At 68.6% G+C, this 16,935-nt stretch carries 14 protein-coding genes; 4 read left to right on the top strand and 10 right to left on the bottom strand.

Going from position 1 to position 16,935, the window contains the following annotated elements; genetic code table 11:
• Nucleotides 1-90 precede the first annotated feature (90 nt).
• Nucleotides 91-909, top strand: a complete 819-nt coding sequence (locus tag EJP67_RS24050) for an IclR family transcriptional regulator (RefSeq protein ID WP_126024236.1) — start codon at nucleotides 91-93, stop codon at nucleotides 907-909.
• A 15-nt stretch (nucleotides 910-924) separates the two neighbouring features.
• Here the strand turns inward: EJP67_RS24050 and EJP67_RS24045 are convergent, their stop codons facing one another.
• The gene (locus tag EJP67_RS24045; protein ID WP_126024235.1) at nucleotides 925-1,752 is read right to left on the bottom strand and encodes an undecaprenyl-diphosphate phosphatase; all 828 of its coding nucleotides are present in this window, start codon (nucleotides 1,750-1,752) and stop codon (nucleotides 925-927) included.
• Between the two features lie 147 nt (nucleotides 1,753-1,899).
• Between EJP67_RS24045 and EJP67_RS24040 the strand changes: the two genes are divergently transcribed.
• Entirely contained in the window at nucleotides 1,900-2,781 is an 882-nt protein-coding gene (locus tag EJP67_RS24040; RefSeq protein ID WP_126024234.1) for a hypothetical protein, read from the top strand.
• On the opposite strand, the gene EJP67_RS24035 is transcribed toward EJP67_RS24040, so the two are convergent.
• Genes EJP67_RS24035 through EJP67_RS24025 form a run of 3 tightly spaced genes read right to left on the bottom strand, consistent with a single transcriptional unit; the run spans nucleotide 2,773 to nucleotide 5,758 of the window.
• Nucleotides 2,773-3,432 carry an aspartate/glutamate racemase family protein gene (locus tag EJP67_RS24035; protein ID WP_126024233.1) on the bottom strand — a complete coding sequence of 220 codons (660 nt, stop codon included), beginning with the start codon at nucleotides 3,430-3,432 and terminating at the stop codon, nucleotides 2,773-2,775. The genes EJP67_RS24040 and EJP67_RS24035 overlap by 9 nt on opposite strands.
• 18 nt (nucleotides 3,433-3,450) lie before the next feature.
• Nucleotides 3,451-4,353: an amino acid ABC transporter substrate-binding protein gene (locus EJP67_RS24030; protein WP_126024232.1), complete on the bottom strand. Its 903-nt coding sequence runs from the start codon at nucleotides 4,351-4,353 to the stop codon at nucleotides 3,451-3,453.
• Nucleotides 4,354-4,411: 58 nt separating this feature from the next.
• Entirely contained in the window at nucleotides 4,412-5,758 is a 1,347-nt protein-coding gene (locus EJP67_RS24025) for an aspartate aminotransferase family protein (protein WP_126024231.1), read from the bottom strand.
• A gap of 121 nt (nucleotides 5,759-5,879) precedes the next feature.
• Here EJP67_RS24025 and EJP67_RS24020 point away from each other — a divergent pair, with 121 nt between their 5' ends.
• The gene (locus EJP67_RS24020) at nucleotides 5,880-6,758 is read left to right on the top strand and encodes a MurR/RpiR family transcriptional regulator (protein ID WP_126024230.1); all 879 of its coding nucleotides are present in this window, start codon (nucleotides 5,880-5,882) and stop codon (nucleotides 6,756-6,758) included.
• A 7-nt stretch (nucleotides 6,759-6,765) separates the two neighbouring features.
• Here the strand turns inward: EJP67_RS24020 and EJP67_RS24015 are convergent, their stop codons facing one another.
• From EJP67_RS24015 to EJP67_RS24000, 4 genes are all read right to left on the bottom strand, one after another.
• Nucleotides 6,766-7,461 carry a GntR family transcriptional regulator gene (locus EJP67_RS24015; protein ID WP_165909686.1) on the bottom strand — a complete coding sequence of 232 codons (696 nt, stop codon included), beginning with the start codon at nucleotides 7,459-7,461 and terminating at the stop codon, nucleotides 6,766-6,768.
• Between the two features lie 251 nt (nucleotides 7,462-7,712).
• Nucleotides 7,713-8,174 (bottom strand): (2Fe-2S)-binding protein, encoded by a 462-nt coding sequence (locus tag EJP67_RS24010; RefSeq protein WP_126024228.1) that lies wholly within the window; start codon nucleotides 8,172-8,174, stop codon nucleotides 7,713-7,715.
• Nucleotides 8,175-8,211: 37 nt separating this feature from the next.
• Nucleotides 8,212-10,479, bottom strand: coding sequence for a xanthine dehydrogenase family protein molybdopterin-binding subunit (locus tag EJP67_RS24005; protein WP_126024227.1), 2,268 nt, complete (start codon nucleotides 10,477-10,479; stop codon nucleotides 8,212-8,214).
• Nucleotides 10,480-10,514: 35 nt separating this feature from the next.
• A complete protein-coding gene (locus tag EJP67_RS24000; RefSeq protein WP_126024226.1) occupies nucleotides 10,515-11,099 on the bottom strand; it encodes a TetR/AcrR family transcriptional regulator in 585 nt (194 codons plus the stop codon).
• A gap of 263 nt (nucleotides 11,100-11,362) precedes the next feature.
• On the opposite strand from EJP67_RS24000, the gene EJP67_RS23995 reads away from it, so the two are divergent.
• Nucleotides 11,363-11,728 (top strand): SPW repeat protein, encoded by a 366-nt coding sequence (locus EJP67_RS23995; protein WP_126024225.1) that lies wholly within the window; start codon nucleotides 11,363-11,365, stop codon nucleotides 11,726-11,728.
• Between the two features lie 42 nt (nucleotides 11,729-11,770).
• On the opposite strand, the gene EJP67_RS23990 is transcribed toward EJP67_RS23995, so the two are convergent.
• Nucleotides 11,771-13,246, bottom strand: coding sequence for an efflux transporter outer membrane subunit (locus EJP67_RS23990; RefSeq protein WP_126024224.1), 1,476 nt, complete (start codon nucleotides 13,244-13,246; stop codon nucleotides 11,771-11,773).
• 18 nt (nucleotides 13,247-13,264) lie between these two features.
• Nucleotides 13,265-16,561, bottom strand: a complete 3,297-nt coding sequence (locus tag EJP67_RS23985; protein WP_126024223.1) for an efflux RND transporter permease subunit — start codon at nucleotides 16,559-16,561, stop codon at nucleotides 13,265-13,267.
• Between the last annotated feature and the right edge of the window lie 374 nt (nucleotides 16,562-16,935).

Raw genomic sequence — 16,935 nt, 5'->3', positions numbered from 1 at the left:
GTGTATTGCGTAATTATCATACGCAATGCGTAATTCACGGATCGCGGGTTTACCCGGCTCTGCCGGTCGAGCACCTAACATCCAGCCGTCATGAAGCAGCCTCCGGAATCCGATCCCTCCCTCTCCTCCCCAGCGCGCGAACGCCGCCAGCGGGTGCAGTCCGCCGAGACCGGCATGTCCGTGCTCAAGGGGCTGGCGCACCTGGGCGGGCGCAGCAGCCTGACCGCGCTGTCGGCGCACGTCGCCGAGAGCCCGGCCAAGGTGCACCGCTACCTCGCGAGCCTGATGGAAGCGGGCCTGGTGCTGCAGGACGCCGCGTCGCAGCACTACTACCTGGGCACCGAAGCCATCCAGATCGGCCTGGCCGCCATGCGCCAGGCCGACCCGATCCGCGCTGCCGAGCCCTGCCTGATCCGCCTGCGCGAATCGCTGGAGGTGACCTGCTTCGTGGCGGTGATGGGCAACAAGGGCCCGACCATCGTGCGCTTCGAGGAACCGGGCCTGCCGGTCACGGTGAACGTGCGCGCCGGCTCGGTGATGTCGATGCTGTGGTCGGCCACGGGCCGCGCCTTCCTGGGGCTGCTGGATGAATCGCGCGTGCTCGCGCTGGCCGAGCAGGAACTGGGCGAGGCTACGCCGGAGATGCGCTCGCAGCTCGACGCGAAGGACCCGATCGGGGAACTGCGCCGCGAGGTGCGCCAGGCGCGCTGCGCTAGCGTGAAGGACACCTACCTGCGTGGCATCAGCGCCGTGGCGGCGCCGGTGTACGACTATGCGGGGCGGGTCTGCGCCGTGATCACCGCGCTGGGCGCCACGGGCGGCTTCGACCCGTCGATCGACGGGCCCATCGCCGCGGCGGTGCGGCAGGAAGCAAGGGCCGCGAGCGCCCTGCTGGGCGCCGCGGGCTGAAGAATCAAACCAGGATCAGTCGGCCCAGACCACCGTGCCGGTCCACGCCGTGGCCAGCACCAGGATGCCGAAGGCGATGCGGTACCAGGCGAAGGGAATGAAGCTGTGGCTGCTGATGTACTTCAGCAGCCAGCGCACGCAAAGCCATGCGCTGATGAACGAGAACACCAGCCCCACCGCGAAGAGCGGCACGTCGGCCATCGACAGCGCCGCGCGCTCCTTGTAGATGCTGTAGAGGCCCGCGCCGATCAGCGTGGGAATGGCCAGGAAGAACGAGAAGTCGGTCGCTGCTTGGCGCGAGAGGCCCAGCAGCATGCCGCCGATGATGGTCGAGCCGCTGCGGCTGGTGCCGGGGATCATCGCGAAGCACTGCACCAGGCCGACCTTGAGAGCGTCCCACGGCGTCATGTCGTCGACATGCTCGACGCGCACCGATCCGGGCGGCCGCTTCTCGGCCCAGAGGATGATGAAGCCGCCGATGATGAAGGTGCTCGCCACCACGGTCGGGATGAACAGGTGCTCCTTGATGACCTTGCCGAACAGCAGGCCCAGCACCACCGCGGGCAGGAAGCCGATGAAGATGTTCAGCGCCAGGCGCTGGGCCTTGGGTTGGCGCGGCAGCGCGACGACGGTAGAGCGGATCTTCTGCCAGTACACCAGGATCACCGCGAAGATCGCGCCGGTCTGGATGGCAATCTCGAAGACCTTGCCCCGGTTGTCGCCGAAGCCGCCGAGCAGCGAGCCCGCAAGGATCAGGTGGCCCGTCGAAGAGATCGGAAGAAATTCGGTGAGCCCCTCGACGATGCCCATGATGGCGGCCTTGGCCAGCAAAACAATATCCACGCGTACTCCTTTCAAGTGCGGCCATTATCGCGAGGGGGCTGGTCAGCCAGGGCTCAGACTCCCCTGTTCCGGTGATGTTCAGGCACGGCGCGTTGACACACAGTCGAGGGTGTGCGAAGGCATGGGATGCCTAAGGAGCCATTGGTAATGCGAACGTTCACGCCCGGCGACAGACTCGAAGAGCACGCCTCGACTTTCGACGATCACGGCGAAGACCGCCGCAAGAACGCCCTCGACCTGGAACGCGAGCAGAGCGCCTCGATGCGCCGCGTGACCGAGGCCACGGGCGCGTCGGCCCACGAACTGCGGCAGCTGATGCAGCGGCTGCGCGACATCGACCTCTCGGGCTCCAGCGCGGGCATCGTCGCGCAGGGCCACATCGAGGCCGACCGCATGCAGTCGGGCATGGCCGCGCTCGACCTGGGCGACGGCAACGTGGCCGAACAGCGCGGCGACGCGGTGCAGAGCATCGATTTCTGGCTGCTCGAACCGCTGGACCCCGCGCACGACAAGAAGTGGTATGCGCGCTGGAAGTTCTGGAGCTTCATCCTCGGCGCGGCCGGCCCGGAAGCCGCGCTCACCCTGCAGGGGCTGGCGCTGCGCCCCACAGAGCCCGGCGACACGCACGCCGACCTGGTGGCCAAGGCGCGCAAGGTGCTCGAAAGCTGGCGCCGCACCTCCGAGCCGCTCTTCTGGGCAGCGGTCGAATGCTACGTGCGGCAACAGTCGTTCTCGCTCGAAACACAGGCCTACCTGATGCACTGCATCGCGTCGGTTTTCACCGGCGACCCGATGAAGCTGTCGAACGAGCAGAGCGAGCAGCTCGCGGCCGTGCTCGCCGACACCTACTGCGACGCGCTGGGCACCTCGGCGAGCATGCCCTCGGCGGACATCTACCGCCGCCTGTCGCAGGGGCTTGAAGCCACCGACCGGGAGACCGGCCTCGCCCGCAACCTCGGGCGCAGCGACGCGGCGCAGATCGCGATGACCGCGCTGTTCTCGGTGATCGAGTTCTCGCGCCTACGCTGAAGCGCCGCCGCCGGCGCGGCGGCGCAGCGCGCGCACCGCACTGTCGACCGTGGTGAACACCGGCAGCCCGCTGGCCGCCTCGCAGGCATAACGTGCCCGTGCCATGCTGAACTGCGCCAGCGCGATGCGCGTGCAGCCCCGTTCGCGCAGTGCGGCGGCCTGGGCGGCGATGAGCGCATCGTGGCGCTGCGTATCGCCAGCGTTCAATGCATCGAGCGCGCCTTCGGCCAGCGCGGTTTCGAGCGCGACCTCCGAAGGAAACTCCGGCGGCATCGACGCCAGCGTGGGCGCGAAGGTGGCGATGAGGCCGAGCCGGCCCTGCAGCCCCTGCACTGCCTCGTCGATCATGGCCTCGTTGGGCTTGAGCACCGGAATGCCCGCGTGCCGCCGCGCCACCGCCTCGATGCACGGCCCGAAGGCCGAGCAGGTGAAGAGAATGCCCTGCGCGCCGGTGTCGACCGCGTACTGCGCGAGGCGCTGGAAGCGCTCGTGCATGGCGGCGTCGAGCCCCTTGCCCTCGCGCGCCAGGTCGGCCGAGAGGCTGTCGTCGAGCAGGTTCATGCGCACGGCATCGGGCCAGTCGCGCGCGAAGGCTTCGTTGATGGGCGCGACGGAGTGCGAGAGCGCGTGGATCAGGGCGATGCGGGTCATGAGTTCAGGCGACGGCGCTCAGATGCCCTTGGAGGAAGGATTGGCGAAGGCGTCCTTCGTCTCGGCATTCAGCGGGTAGTTGATGTTGATGCCCTTGGGCGGGATCGGCGACATGAACCACTTCGCATAGAGCTTCTCCATCTCGCCCGACTTCATCATGCCCGAGACCACGCGATCGACCAGCGCCTTGAAGGCCGGGTCGTCCTTGCGGAACATCAGCGACTGGTTCTCGGTGCGCAGGCTCTCGCCGGTGATGAGGAAGTCCTTGGGGTTGCGCGCGTTCGCGATCTGGCCGGCCAGCAGGATGTCGTCGAGCACGAAGGCCTGGGCGCGGCCGGTTTCCACCAGCAGGAAGGAGTCGCTGTGGTCCTTGCCCGCGAGATTGGTCACCTCCAGGTTGCGGCCCCGGTCGGCCTCGCGCAGCAGGCGGAACGAGGTGGTGCCGCTGGTGGTGGCCACGGTCTTGCCCTGCAGGTCGGCGATGCCCTTGATACCCGAATCGGCCTTCACCAGCATGCGCACGTTGTAGCGGAAGATGTCCGGCGAGAAGGCCACCAGCTTCTGCCGCTCGACGAGGTTGGTGGTGGAGCCGCATTCGATGTCGACCGTGCCGTTCTGCACCAGCGGAATGCGGTTGGCCGAGGTGACGGCCTGGTACCTGACCTCGACGGCCGGCATCTTCAGCTCGCTCTTTACCGCCTCGACGATGCGGTTGCAGATGTCGAGGCTGTAGCCCACCGGCCTGAGGTTGCCGTCGAGGTAAGAGAAGCCGAAGGACGACTCCCGGTAGCCGAAGGTGATGGCGCCGCTGGCCTTGATCTTGGCGAGCGTGTCGTTCTCCTGCGCCTGCGCGGCGGCGAAGGGCATCAGCGCGGCCGCAAGCACGGCGGCGAAGGAAAACAGCGGACGAAGCTTGGGCATGGAACGCTCCTCGAGGCGATGGTGGAGGGAAGACGAACGGACGGGAAAGTGGTGGCGCTCAGCGCGCCGAAGCCGCTGCCGCGGCACGCGTGACCGCATCGATGGAGGCCGCGAGCCGCGCGGCGATCTCCTGCAGGTCCTGCCGGGTGGCGATGAAGGGCGGCGCCAGCAGCACGTGGTCGCCCTGGCGGCCATCGACCGTGCCGCCGAAGGGGTAGCACAGCAGGCCGCGCGACATGGCGTCCTTCTTGACGGTGGCATTGACCTTCAGTGCCGGATCGAACGGCGCCTTGCTCGCGCGGTCGGCCACCAGCTCGATGCCCCAGAAGAAGCCGCGGCCGCGGATGTCGCCCACGTGCGGATGCGCGCCCAGCGCGTCGGCCAGCATGCGGCCGAAGGCGACGCCATCCTCGCGCACCTTGGCGACCAGGCCGTCGCGGCGGATCACCTGCTGCACCGCGAGCGCGGCGGCGCAGGCCATCGGGTGGCCGAGGTAGGTGTGGCCGTGCTGGAAGAAGCCGCTGCCTTTCGACATCGCCTCGACGATGCGGCGCTGCGCCAGCACGGCGCCCACCGGCTGGTAGCCGCCACCCAGGCCCTTGGCGACAGTCATCAGGTCGGGCACCACGCCCTCCTGCTCGCAGGCGTGCAGCGAACCGGTGCGACCCATGCCGCACATCACCTCGTCGAGGATCAGCAGCACGCCGTACCTGTCGCACACCGCGCGCACCGCCTTGAAGTAGCCCGGCACCGGCGTGAGCACGCCGGCCGTGGCGCCGCCGACCGTTTCGGCGACGAAGGCGATCACGCGGTCGGCGCCCTGCGCGAGGATGGCCGCTTCCAGCTCGGCCGCCAGGCGCAGGCCGTACTGCTCGGCGCTCTCGTCGGCGCGCTGCTCGCGATACGGATAGCAGGGCGAGACATGCGTGGCCGGCACCAGGATGGGCGCGAAGGGTTCGCGGCGCCATGCATTGCCGCCCACGGCCAGCGCGCCCAGCGTGTTGCCGTGGTAGCTCTGTCGGCGCGCGATGAAGTGGGTGCGCTGCGGCTGGCCGATTTCCACGAAGTACTGCCGCGCCATCTTCAGCGCCGACTCCACCGCCTCGGAACCGCCGCTCACCAGGTAGACGTGGCTCATGCCCTCGGGGGCGGAGCCGATCAGCTCGTCCGCCAGTTGCTCGGCCACCTCGCTCGTGAAGAAGCTGGTGTGGGCGTAGGCCAGCTTGTCGATCTGCGCGTGCATCGCGGCCATGACCTCGGGATGCGCGTGGCCCAGCGAGGACACGGCGGCGCCGCCGGAGGCGTCGAGGTACTCGCGGCCCTCGGCGTCGCGAATGAACATGCCGTGGGAGCCCACGGCAACGGGCGGGGTCTGGCGGAGGTGGCGGTGAAAGACGTGCGTCATGGCTCGGTGTTTGGAACTAACGTTTCCGGCGAATTATTGTTTGGAACATTTGTTCCGTCAACTGCTGTGTTTTCCCTGCTCCGGTACATTTGTTCCAACTCAGCCAAGGAGACACACCGTCATGGACGCCAAAGAGCAGATCCGCCAGCGTTTCAACGAACTGAGCCCCGCGCTGCAACAGGTGGCGCGCTACGTACTCGACCACCCGAACGCGGTGGTCACCAGCTCGATGCGCAGCGTCGGCATGCGCTCGCAGAGCACGCCCGCGACGCTCGTGCGTTTCGCGCAACACATGGGCTACGAAGGCTGGCCACAGCTCAAGGAAGCCTTCGCCGCCGGGATGGGCCTGGGCTCCGAGACCTACGGCGGCCGCGCCAAGCAGCTCGTCGGCCGCGCCAGCGACCAGACGCTGACCGGCGAGATGTTCGAAGTGCAGCGCCGCAACCTCGAGGCCACCCACCAGCAAAGCGGCTACGCGCTGCAGAAGGCCTGCGCGCTGATCGAGAAGGCACCCGCCGTGCACGCCGCCGGCTTCAGGGCCTGCTTTCCGATCGCCTTTTCGTTCGTGTACGTGTACCGGCTCTTCCGCGCCAGCGTGCACCTGGTCGACGGCCAGGGCGGCTCGCTGGAGATGCAGCAGCGCGCCTTCGCCAAGGGCGACGCGCTGGTGGTGGCGAGCTTCGCGCCCTATTCGCGCGAGGCGCTGCAGGTGACGCGGGCGGCCAAGGCGGCGGGCTGCCGCATCGTCGCCATCACCGACAGCGTGGCCTCGCCGCTGTCGCTGCTGGCGGAGGAGACGCTGCTCTTCACGATCAACAGTCCCTCCTTCTTCCCCTCGGTCGCGGCCGGGGTGGCGGTGACTGAGGCGCTGGTCGAGCTGCTGGCCAGCCGTGCCGGCAAACCGGTGATCCGGCGCATCGACCAGGCCGAGGCGCAGCTCTTCGAGTCGGGGGCCTACCTCACGGCGCCGGCCATGCGCGGCGGCCAGGGGCCGGCCTGAGTCTGCTTCAGACCAGGGACCGGGTGCGGGTCGGGTTCTTCTGGCTCAGGTAGAGCACCAGCAGATCGCGGTTGGAGTTGATGTGCTCGCGCATGGCGGCCTCGGCGGCGGCGGCTTCCTGCCGGCCCAGCGCCTCGACGATGCGGCAGTGGTCCGCGAACGCCTGCAGGGCCTGCTCGTGCCTGTGCAGCAGCATCGAGGCGTCGCGGTTGTGGGGACGCAGCTTGCTGTCGAAGATGATCGGCAGCTGGCTGGCGCGCTGCACCGCCTCGGCGAGCCAGCGGTTGTCCGCCAGCGCCAGCAGTTTCTGGTGGAAGGCCAGGTCCAGGTCCTGCCAGCGGGCGGCGCGGCCTTCGGACCATTCGCCGGTGTGATGCAGCAGCTCGTGCTGCTCGTCGAGCATGGCGGTCAGCTTCGACAGGGCCGCGCCGTCGAGCCCGACCTCGCCGATCAGCCGGCAGCACATGCCTTCCAGCGTGGCGCGCACGCTGAAGGCGTCGTGCACGTCCTTGGCGTTGAAGCGGCGCACCTGGAAGCCCTTGTTGGGCAGGTAGACCAGCAGCCCCTCGTCCGCCAGCCGTGCCATGGCGCCGCGAACAGGCGTGCGCGACACGCCGAGCTCGTTGGCCAGCGTAATTTCCATCAAATGGGAACCGGGCGCGATCTCGCCATCGAAGATGCGGTCACGCAGGGTTTCGGCCACGGACAACGCTCGCGTCCGTGAAGGATCTGGGGGGGTCATCGAAAGTCGGGAACTGGGGGCGGCCGGAAGCGGGCCGCGCGGATGGTACGGCGGCGTACAAAAGCTTCATATCCCCTGTTTCCGTAAAAATTTTATTTCTGGGCTTTTTCGATGATTACGGAAAAATTCTTAATTTTTGTAAACAGCTTTCTGACCACGAGCGTTAACCCGCCCCCGCCCGGTTGCGCCGCCCGAAACCTGGCCAGTTCTTCTCAGCGTGAGGCTGTCTGCGCGGCGATGTGAATGGCGGCGCGGATGCGCGGATAGGTACCGCAGCGACAAATGTTTCCGCTCATTGCGGAAGAAATGTCGTCATCGCCAGGCTTTGGCGTCTTTTTCAGCAGCGCGCAGGCCGACATCAGCTGACCGCTCTGGCAGTAGCCGCACTGCACCACGTCGACTTCGGCCCAGGCCTGCCGCAGGGCGTCGGCCTCCTTGCCGTTCAGTCCCTCGATGGTGGTCACTTCCCGGCTGCCCACCGCCTCCAGCGGGGTGACGCAGGAGCGCACCGCCTCGCCGTCGAGGTGCACGGTGCAGGCGCCGCAAAGCGCCTTGCCGCAGCCGAACTTGGTGCCGACGAGCCGCATCTCGCCGCGCAGCACCCACAGCAGGGGGGTATCGGGTTCGGCATTGACGGTGACGGCCTTGCCGTTGACGGTGAGCGTGGTGGTCATCGCGTTTTCCTTGCTTGTTTGTCCGGTGTCCTGCCGCTCAGGCGAGCTTCAGCGGCAGGCTGCGCAGCCGCTGCCCGGTGAGCGCGAACACGGCATTCGCCACCGCCGGCGCAATGGGCGGGGTGCCGGGCTCGCCAACGCCACCGGGCGCCTCGCCGCTGGCGGCGATCTCGACCTCGATGGCCGGGCACTCGTTCATGCGCAGCGGCACGTAGTCGTGGAAGTTGCTCTGCTGCACCTGCCCCTTCTCGACCGTGATCTCGCCGCGCAGCGCGGCGGAGAGGCCGTAGACGATGGCGCCTTCCATCTGCTGGCGGATCAGGTTCGGATTGACGGCCACGCCGCAGTCGATGACGCAGACAACACGGTGCACCCGCACCTGCCGGTCCGCCGAGACCGACACCTCCGCCACCTGCGCGACGATGCTGCCGAAGGAACGGTGGATCGCCAGCCCGCGCGCCCTCTTCGCGCCGTCGGGCCCCGGCTCCGGTGGCTGGCCCCAGTTCGACAGCTCGGCCACGCGCCTGAGCACGCGCAGGTGGCGCTCGTCCTTCGCGAGCAGCGCGGCGCGGAACGCCACCGGGTCCTTGCCCGCTGCGGCGGCGCATTCGTCGATGAAGCTCTCGACGAAGAAGGCGTTCTGCGAATGCGCGACCGAGCGCCACACGCCCGTGGGCATGGCCGATTCCACCGGCTCGTGGGCGACACGCGCATTGGGAAATGCGTAGGCCGTATTCCACGCGCCATCGGTGGTGGTGTCCATGAACGAGGGCGCGCCCATGCTCGAGCCGGCCGTCGTGGTCTGCCAGGCAACCAGCGCGCCAGCCGCATCGAAGCCCGCCTTGCATCGCGCGACGTAGGCCGGCCGGTAGAAGTCGTGCGCCATGTCCTCCTCGCGCGACCAGAAGAGCTGCACCGGCGCGCCGCCGGTCTCGCGCGCCAGCGTGGCGGCCTGGGTGACGAAGTCGGTGCTGTAGCGCCGGCCGAAGCCGCCGCCGAGATAGGTCACGTGCAGCTCGACCTTGGCGGCGTCGATGCCGAGTGCCTTGGCCGCCGCGTTGCGCGTGAAGCCCGGCGCCTGCGTCGGCGCCCAGACGGTCGCCTTGCCGTCCTTGAACTGCACCGTGCAGTTCATCGGCTCCATGGTCGCGTGGGCCAGGAAGGGCACGCGGTACTCGGCCTCGATGGTCTTGGCGGATGACCGGAACGCGGCGGCCACGTCGCCGTCGTTCAGTTGCGCGTTGCCGGGCCTGGTGCGCAGCGTCTGCGAGAGCCGCTCGATCATCTCGACGCTCGAAAGGCTGGCGGCCGGGCCGTGGTCCCATTCGATGGCGAGCGCCTTCACGGCGCGCATCGCGTGGTACGGCGTGTCGGCGATCACGGCCACGCCGCCCGGCGTGGCGCCGGTGCCGATGAGCGTGGCACCGACCGGCTCCAGCGCCATCACCTTGCGCACGCCCGGCAGCTTCTGCGCCGCCGTGGCGTCGAAGCTCGCGACGCGGCCGCCGGTGGTCGGGCACATCGCGATGCTCGCGTACAGCAGGCCCGGAGGAAGCACGTCGAGGCCGAAGGTGGCGGAGCCGTCGAGCTTGGCCGCGCCGTCCACGCGCCGCGCGGGCTGGCCGATGAGCTTGAAATCGGCAGGCTTCTTCAGAGCCACCTGCGCCGGCAGCGGCTGCTGCGCGGCCTTCGGGGCCAGTTCGCCGAAAGTGGCGCTCTTGCCGCTGACATGCAGAACGCGCCCGGCTTCGGCGCTGCATTCGGCCACGGGCACCTGCCACAGCGCGGCGGCGGCGCCCAGCAGCATGGTGCGCGCCGATGCGCCGGCCTCGCGCAGCGGCATCCACTGGTCGGTGATGCTCGATGAGCCGCCCGTGCCCGAGAGCCCCGGAATCGAGCGCAGCAGCTTGCCGACCACGTGCTGCGTCGAGCGCTTCACCGCGCCCTCATCGCCGGGCCGGAAAGGCAGCGCGTCGAGGATCGCTGCCTGGTTGTTGTAGATGGCGTCGGGGCCGGCCGTCTCCAGCCGGATCTGCTCGAGCGAGGCGCCCATTTCTTCGGCGAGAAGCATCGACAGCCCGGTGTGCGTGCCCTGCCCCATTTCCGACTGCGACATCATCAGCGTGACCGTGTTGTCGCTGCCCACCTTGACCCAGCCGTTGAGCGCGACCTGCCCTGGGGCGGCCGACAAGGGCTCGGCCGGCACGAGCCGCGACGCGGCCGGCGTGGCCGACCAGCCGACGACGAGGGCGCCGACGGCCCCCACGGTGCCAAGAACGAAATGGCGGCGCTTGAGCTTGGGCATGGTGTGGTTCTCTCTCGTGGGGATCTGCGGGGGACTCAGGCGCCGGCGACGATGCCGCGCCAGAAGGTCTCGAAGCCGGCTTCGCAGTAGCCGGCGCGCCCTTTCCTGCTCTTGGTCTGCGCGACGAAGACCATCGTGGTCTCGGCCATCGCGCCCAGCATCGCGCCGAGGAAGGGCAGCGGCTGGTCGCGTATCAGCCCGTTGCGGATGCACTCCGTCGCCAGCACCTCCAGCCGCAGGAATGGCGCCATGCCCGCCGCCTTGCTTTCATCGCTCACCTGGTCCGACACCTTGAGCTGCGACATCACCTTGAATTTTTCCGGGTTGTCGACGCCCCAGTACACGTAGCGGTCCCAGATGTGGCGGTACTTTGTCTTGGGGTCCGCCTCCTCGGGCCAGTCGGCGAGCATGACCTCGGCGAGCTCGGTCTTCAGCTGGCGGTAGAGATCGTTGACCAGCGCTTCCTTGTTCGCGAAGTAGGTGAAGAGCGTGCCCTCGGCCACGCCTGCCGCGCGCGAAATGGCCGAGGTGGGCGTGCTCCACGCGCCCCGGCTGGCGAACTCGGCAATGGCTGCGTCGAGGATCGCGTTGCGCTTGTCTTCGCTTCTGGGTCTGGCCATGGCTCGCGTCGGATTCTTTTATTGATTGAGTACGTGCTCAATTATAGAAACGCGATCCGGATGCTGGCAACCATGGCGTCTTCCCGTCCGGGGCTCCCAGGCGACGCCGACCGACGACCTCCGCCGCCAGGTGACCGTGCCGCGCAAGTGGGAAACATTGGAGTTGCCACTCTAGGCGCGACGCAGCTCCAGCAGGAACCCCTCCGCCGCGCCATGGGTCAAAAAACTGTCGCGGCGCCTTGTCGCGACAGGAGGTAATGACCATGAAGCAAGTGAAGCATTGGCAAGACCCCGTCAACGCCGCCGCCGGCGCCTGGCTGATCGTCTCGCCCTGGGTCCTGGGCTTTTCGGGCATGACGGCCGCCATGTGGACGATGGTGGCGACCGGCATCGTGCTCGGCGCGGTGGCCCTGGGTGCGACCTTCGTGCCACGGCAGTGGGAAGAATGGACCGAGGTCGCGCTGGCGGCCTGGCTCGCGGTATCGCCCTGGGTGCTCGGCTTCCGCGGCACCGAGACGGCGATGGTCAACGCGGTGCTCGTGGCCGCGGTGATCCTGGTGCTGGCGCTGTGGGTTCTCGTGACCGACAAGGACTACCTGGGTCACACCATGGACCGCCCGGCGCATTGACGACCGCCCGCGCCGATCAGGTGGTATCAGCGCTCGCCGCGCTTACCGCGTGGCAGGCGATGTGGCGGGCTGCGCCTGCGCGGCGCCGTCCATCCACCCGGCCTGCCAGCCACCGCCCATCGCCTGGATCAACGCGATGGCCGTGGTCTGGCGGTTGACCTGCAGCTGCACCAGCGTGCGTCGCGCGCTGAGTGCGGCGGCCTGTGCCGTGACCACGTCGGTGTAGCTGACCTGCCCCGCGCGGTAGCGGTTGAGCAGCTGCTGCTCGGTCTTGTCCGCCGCCGCCGAGGCCTCGCGGCGCAGGCCCTCCTGCTGCGCGAGCGTCGCACTCGCGGTGAGCTGGTCTTCCACCGCCTGGAAGGCCGTGAGCACGGTCTGGCGATATCGCGCCACGCTGGATTCGTAGCCCGCCTTCGCCGAATCGACATTGGCCGCGATCGCGCCTGCGTCGAACACCACCTGCGCAACCGACAGCCCCAGCCCCCACAGCGTGTTGGACGAGCTGAACAGGTCCTTCACGCGGCTGACGTTGCTGCTGCCGACCGACGCCGTGAGGCTGATGTTCGGGAAGTACGCCGCGCGCGCAATGCCGATCTGCGCATTGGCCGCCGCCACCGAGCGCTCGGCCGCCGCGATGTCGGGACGGCGCTGCAGCAGCGTCGAGGGCACGCCCAGCGGCACGCCGGGCACCGTGGGCGTCCATTGCGCGGCGGGCAGGCTGAAGTCGGCCGGCGCCACGCCGATCAGCGCCGCGATGGCGTGCTCGTAGGTGGCGCGCGTGCGCTGCAGGCCCACGCGCTCGGCCTTGGCATTCACCAGCTGCGTCTGCGCCTGCAGCACGTCGGTCTGCGCGGCAATGCCGGCGGCATAGCGATTGCTGGTGATGTCGAAGGCGCGCTGGTAGCCCTGGATGGTCTCGTCGAGCAGCACGATCTCCGCATCGGCCTCGCGCAGCGAGAAATAGTTGGTCGCCAGGTCGCCGATGGCCGAGAGCCGCGCCGCGGCCAGGTCGGCCTCGCTGGCCTGTGCGTTGGCCTGCGCGCTGCTCACCGCCTCGCGCAGCCGGCCCCAGACGTCGGGCGTCCAGCTCGCGCCCAACGATGCCGAGAAGCTGTTCGACGGGCTCGACGTGCTGCTGCCACCCACCGTGCCCGAGCGCCTGCCGCTGCCATCGAGCGACACCGACGGGAACAGCGCCGCGCGCTCGCCGCGCACCAGCGCCTGGGCCTGCGTGTAGTTGGCCACCGCGGCGGCGATGTTCTGGTTCGACACCTGCACGCGGCCGGCCAGGTCGTCGAGCGTGGCGTCGCCGAAGAGCTTCCACCATTTGCCGCGGTCGAGCGCGTCGGCCGGCGCCGCGGGCAGCCAGCCTTCGGCGGCCTTCTGCTCCTTCCAGTTGGCCGACGCGGCGGTGGCCGGCTGCTCGTAGCGCGGGCCGACCGCGCAGCCCGCGAGCATGGCGGCCAGTGCGAGCGCCGAAAACGAAAAGCGGGAGGTGGAAGAAAACAGTGCGTTCATGTCGTTGTCGTTTCTCGCTCAGGCGGGCGTCACACGGCTGAGCGCGTGTTCGTTGGCGCTGCGGCGGCGCAGCTTGTCGAGCAGCAGGTAGACCACCGGCGTCGTCAGCAGGGTCAGCAACTGGCTCGCGATCAGCCCGCCGATGATGGCCACGCCCAGCGGACGGCGCAGTTCGGCCCCCTCGCCGAAGCCGATGGCCAGCGGCAGCGCGCCGAGCGCGGCCGCCATGGTCGTCATCAGGATCGGACGGAAGCGCAGCAGGCACGCCTCGCGCACCGCCTCCAGCGGCGTGAGCCCGCGCGAGCGCTCGGCCTCGAGCGCGAAGTCGATGATCAGGATGGCGTTCTTCTTCACGATGCCGATCAGCAGGAACACGCCGATCAGCGCGATGATGGAAAACTCCATGCGGAACATCAGCAGCGCCAGCACCGCGCCCACGCCCGCCGAAGGCAGCGTCGACAGCACCGTGATCGGATGCACCAGGCTCTCGTACAGGATGCCCAGCACGATGTAGATCACGATCAGCGCCGCCAGGATCAGAATCGCCTGCTGGCCCTGCGACTGCTGCGCGCTCGCCGCCGTGCCCGCAAACGCGCCGCGCACGTTGGTGGGCATGGCGATGTTGGCCTCGGCCTTGGCGATGGCCTCGCGCGCGTCACCCAGGTTGGCGCCCTCGGCGAGGTTGAACGAGATGGTCGTGGCCAGCTCGCCGTCTTCGTGGCTCACCGAGGTGGCCACCGACTGCTCCTCGAACTTCGCGACCGCCGACAGCGGCACGAGCGCGGTGGCCGTGTTGCTCAGCACGTTGCCCGTCGATGCGTTGCGCAGCGCCGCGTTGGCCGACACCGGCACGGTGGCCGCGGTTGCGGCGGACGAGGACGAGGAAGAAGACGACGAACTCGACGAGGAAGAAGACGAAGACCCCGTCGACGTGCTGCTCGCCGCCACCTGCGTGGTCACGGTCTGCCCGCCCACCACCGACGTCCTGGTGGCCGGCACGTAAACGTCGCTCAGCGAGTTCGGGCTGCGCGTGTAGCGCTGCGCCCATTCCATCACCACGTGGTACTGGTTCAGCTCGGTGTAGATGGTCGCCACCTGCCGCTGGCCGAAGGCGTTGTAGAGCGCGTTGTCGATGGCCGTGGATGTCAGGCCCAGGCGCCGCGCGCTGTCGGGGTCGACCTTGGCCACCGTTTCCACGCCGTTCTGGTCCTGGTCGGTGTCGATGTCGGTCAGCACCGGCTGCAGCTTGAGCTCGTCGGCCAGCTTCACGGCCCAGGTGCGCAGGTCTGCGACGTTGTCGCTCTTGAGCGTGTACTGGTAGGTCGAGTTGCTTGCCCGGCCGCCCGAGCGCACGTCCTGCACCGTGCCCAGGAACACGCGCAGGCCTGTCACCTGGTTGAGCTGCGGGCGCAGCCGCGCGATGACCGCGAGGCCGCTGTCCTTGCGCTGGTTCGCCGGCTTCAGGTTGACGAACATGAAGCCGCCCCCTGCCCGGCCCGCGCCGGTGAAGCCCACCACGGTGTCGACCGCCTCGTCCTTGCGGATGATGTCGACCACCTGTCGCAGCTTCTCGCCGAGCGCCTGCGAAGAGATGCTCTGGTCGGCCCGCAGGCCGCCGTTGAGCTGGCCGCTGTCCTGCTGCGGGAAGAAGCCCTTGGGCGCCGCGCTGAACAGGTACACGTTCAGCCCGACCACCGCCACCAGGATCAGCATCACCAGCGCCTTGCTGTCCAGAGCCCAGTCGAGGCTGCTCTCGTAGCGCTTGAGCATCCAGTCGTAGCTGCGCGCGGCGATACGGCCCAGCCTGCCCTGCGGCTTGTTTTTGTCGTGCTCGCCGCCGGGCTTGAGCATCCAGGCGCACATCATCGGCGTGGTGGTCAGCGAGATCACCAGCGAGATCAGCACCGCCGCCGACAGCGTCACCGCGAACTCGCGGAACAGCCGCCCCACCTGCCCGCCCATGAACAGCAGCGGGATGAACACCGCCACCAGCGACACGCTGATCGACAGCACGGTGAAGCCCACCTCCTTCGCGCCCAGCAACGCCGCCTTCATGCGCGTCATGCCCGACTCGATGTGCCGGCTGGTGTTCTCGAGCACCACGATGGCGTCGTCCACCACGAAGCCGGTGGCCACCGTGAGCGCCATCAGGCTCAGGTTGTTGAGGCTGAAGCCCAGCAGGTACATCACCCCGAAGGTGCCCAGCAGCGCCGCCACCGTCGCCACCGCAGGCACGATCGTCGCCCGCACGCTGCGCAGGAACAGGCTCACCACCAGCACCACCAGGATGACGGAAATGACCAGCGTGAGCTCCACCTCGCGCAGCGAGCCGCGGATGGAGTTGGTGCTGTCCGACGCCACCTGCAGCGTCACGTCGGGCGGCAGCTGGGCCTGCAGCTCGGGCAACAGCGCCCGCACACTGTCCACCGTCTCGATGATGTTGGCCGAGGGCTGCCGGGTGATCAGCACGATGATCGCCGGCTCGCCGTTGAAGAGACCCAGCGTGCGCGTGTCCTCCACACCGTCGACCACCTCCGCCACGTCCTGCAGCCGCACCGCCGCGCCGTTGCGCCAGGCGATCACCATCGACGCGTAGTCGCTCGCGCGCAGCGCCGGCGTCTGCGTGTAGATCTGCAGCTTGCGCCCGTCGCCCTGCACCATGCCCTTGGGCCGGTTGGCGTTCGACGCCTGGATGGCGGCGCGCACGTCCTCGGTGCTGATGCCGTAGCGGTTGAGAGCGAACGGCAGCAGCTCGATGCGTACGGCGGGCAGCGAGCCCCCGCCGATCTCCACGTCGCCCACGCCGTCCACCTGCGACAGGCGCTGGCTGACGATGTTCGACACGGCGTCATAGATCTGGCCTGGTGTCTTGGTCTTGGACGTGAGCGCCAGGATGATCACCGGCGACGCCGCCGGGTTGGCCTTGCGGTAGGTCGGGTTGCTGCGCAGCGTGGCGGGCAGGTCGATGCGGCTCGCGTTGATGGCGGCCTGCACCTCGCGGGCCGCGCCGTCGATGTTGCGGCTGAGGTCGAACTGCAGCGTGACGCGGGTCGAGCCGACCGAGCTCGTCGACGTCATTTCGTTGACGCCTGCGATTGTTCCGAGGTGGCGCTCCAGCGGGGTGGCTACGCTGGTGGCCATCGTCTCCGGGCTCGCTCCGGGGATCGAGGCTCTTACCGAGATGACGGGGTAGTCGACCTGCGGGAGGGGGGAGACTGGGAGGACGAAGAAGGCTGCTATGCCGGCCAGGGCTACGCCTATGGTCAGTAGCACTGTGCCTATGGGGCGGCGGACGAAGGGCAGGGATAGATTCATCTCGCTGCTCCTTGTGGGAGCGTGCTGAGGGTTTCTTTCCCGGGGCCGGGTCTCGGCCCGGCGGCCGACCTACTTTTCTTTGCTTCGCCAAAGAAAAGTAGGCAAAAGAAAGGCGACCCCACTGTCTGCGACCCCTTCGCTGCGCTACGGGGCAACCTGCGGTGCTCGCGTTTCGCGGGGTCTCGCCCAAACTCGCTTCGCTCAGACAAGGGCGAGCCCTGATCCGCGAAACGCTGCGCTCCTCGGCGCAGCCAGAGGGGATTGGGGACACGCGGGCCATCGCTGCGCTCGGCTGCGGGTGCCCAGCAGGCGCTTTGCGCCTGCTGGGCTTGGAATGGCGCATTGGGTTCGGCGAGGCCACTGGAACTCGATAC

The organism is Variovorax guangxiensis (assembly GCF_003952165.1).
Lineage (GTDB): Bacteria > Pseudomonadota > Gammaproteobacteria > Burkholderiales > Burkholderiaceae_C > Variovorax > Variovorax guangxiensis.
Note: the sequence above shows the minus strand (reverse complement) of the source record. Positions and strands in the feature narration are given on the sequence as shown.

Bases quoted from the DNA above. Each gene is read 5' to 3' on its own strand.
- EJP67_RS24050 (WP_126024236.1), top strand. From the start codon at position 91: ATGAAGCAGCCTCCGGAATCCGATCCCTCCCTCTCCTCCCCAGCGCGC.
- EJP67_RS24040 (WP_126024234.1), top strand. From the start codon at position 1,900: ATGCGAACGTTCACGCCCGGCGACAGACTCGAAGAGCACGCCTCGACT.
- EJP67_RS24035 (WP_126024233.1), bottom strand. From the start codon at position 3,432: ATGACCCGCATCGCCCTGATCCACGCGCTCTCGCACTCCGTCGCGCCC.
- EJP67_RS24030 (WP_126024232.1), bottom strand. From the start codon at position 4,353: ATGCCCAAGCTTCGTCCGCTGTTTTCCTTCGCCGCCGTGCTTGCGGCC.
- EJP67_RS24025 (WP_126024231.1), bottom strand. From the start codon at position 5,758: ATGACGCACGTCTTTCACCGCCACCTCCGCCAGACCCCGCCCGTTGCC.
- EJP67_RS24020 (WP_126024230.1), top strand. From the start codon at position 5,880: ATGGACGCCAAAGAGCAGATCCGCCAGCGTTTCAACGAACTGAGCCCC.
- EJP67_RS24010 (WP_126024228.1), bottom strand. From the start codon at position 8,174: ATGACCACCACGCTCACCGTCAACGGCAAGGCCGTCACCGTCAATGCC.
- EJP67_RS24005 (WP_126024227.1), bottom strand. From the start codon at position 10,479: ATGCCCAAGCTCAAGCGCCGCCATTTCGTTCTTGGCACCGTGGGGGCC.
- EJP67_RS24000 (WP_126024226.1), bottom strand. From the start codon at position 11,099: ATGGCCAGACCCAGAAGCGAAGACAAGCGCAACGCGATCCTCGACGCA.
- EJP67_RS23995 (WP_126024225.1), top strand. From the start codon at position 11,363: ATGAAGCAAGTGAAGCATTGGCAAGACCCCGTCAACGCCGCCGCCGGC.
- EJP67_RS23990 (WP_126024224.1), bottom strand. From the start codon at position 13,246: ATGAACGCACTGTTTTCTTCCACCTCCCGCTTTTCGTTTTCGGCGCTC.
- EJP67_RS23985 (WP_126024223.1), bottom strand. From the start codon at position 16,561: ATGAATCTATCCCTGCCCTTCGTCCGCCGCCCCATAGGCACAGTGCTA.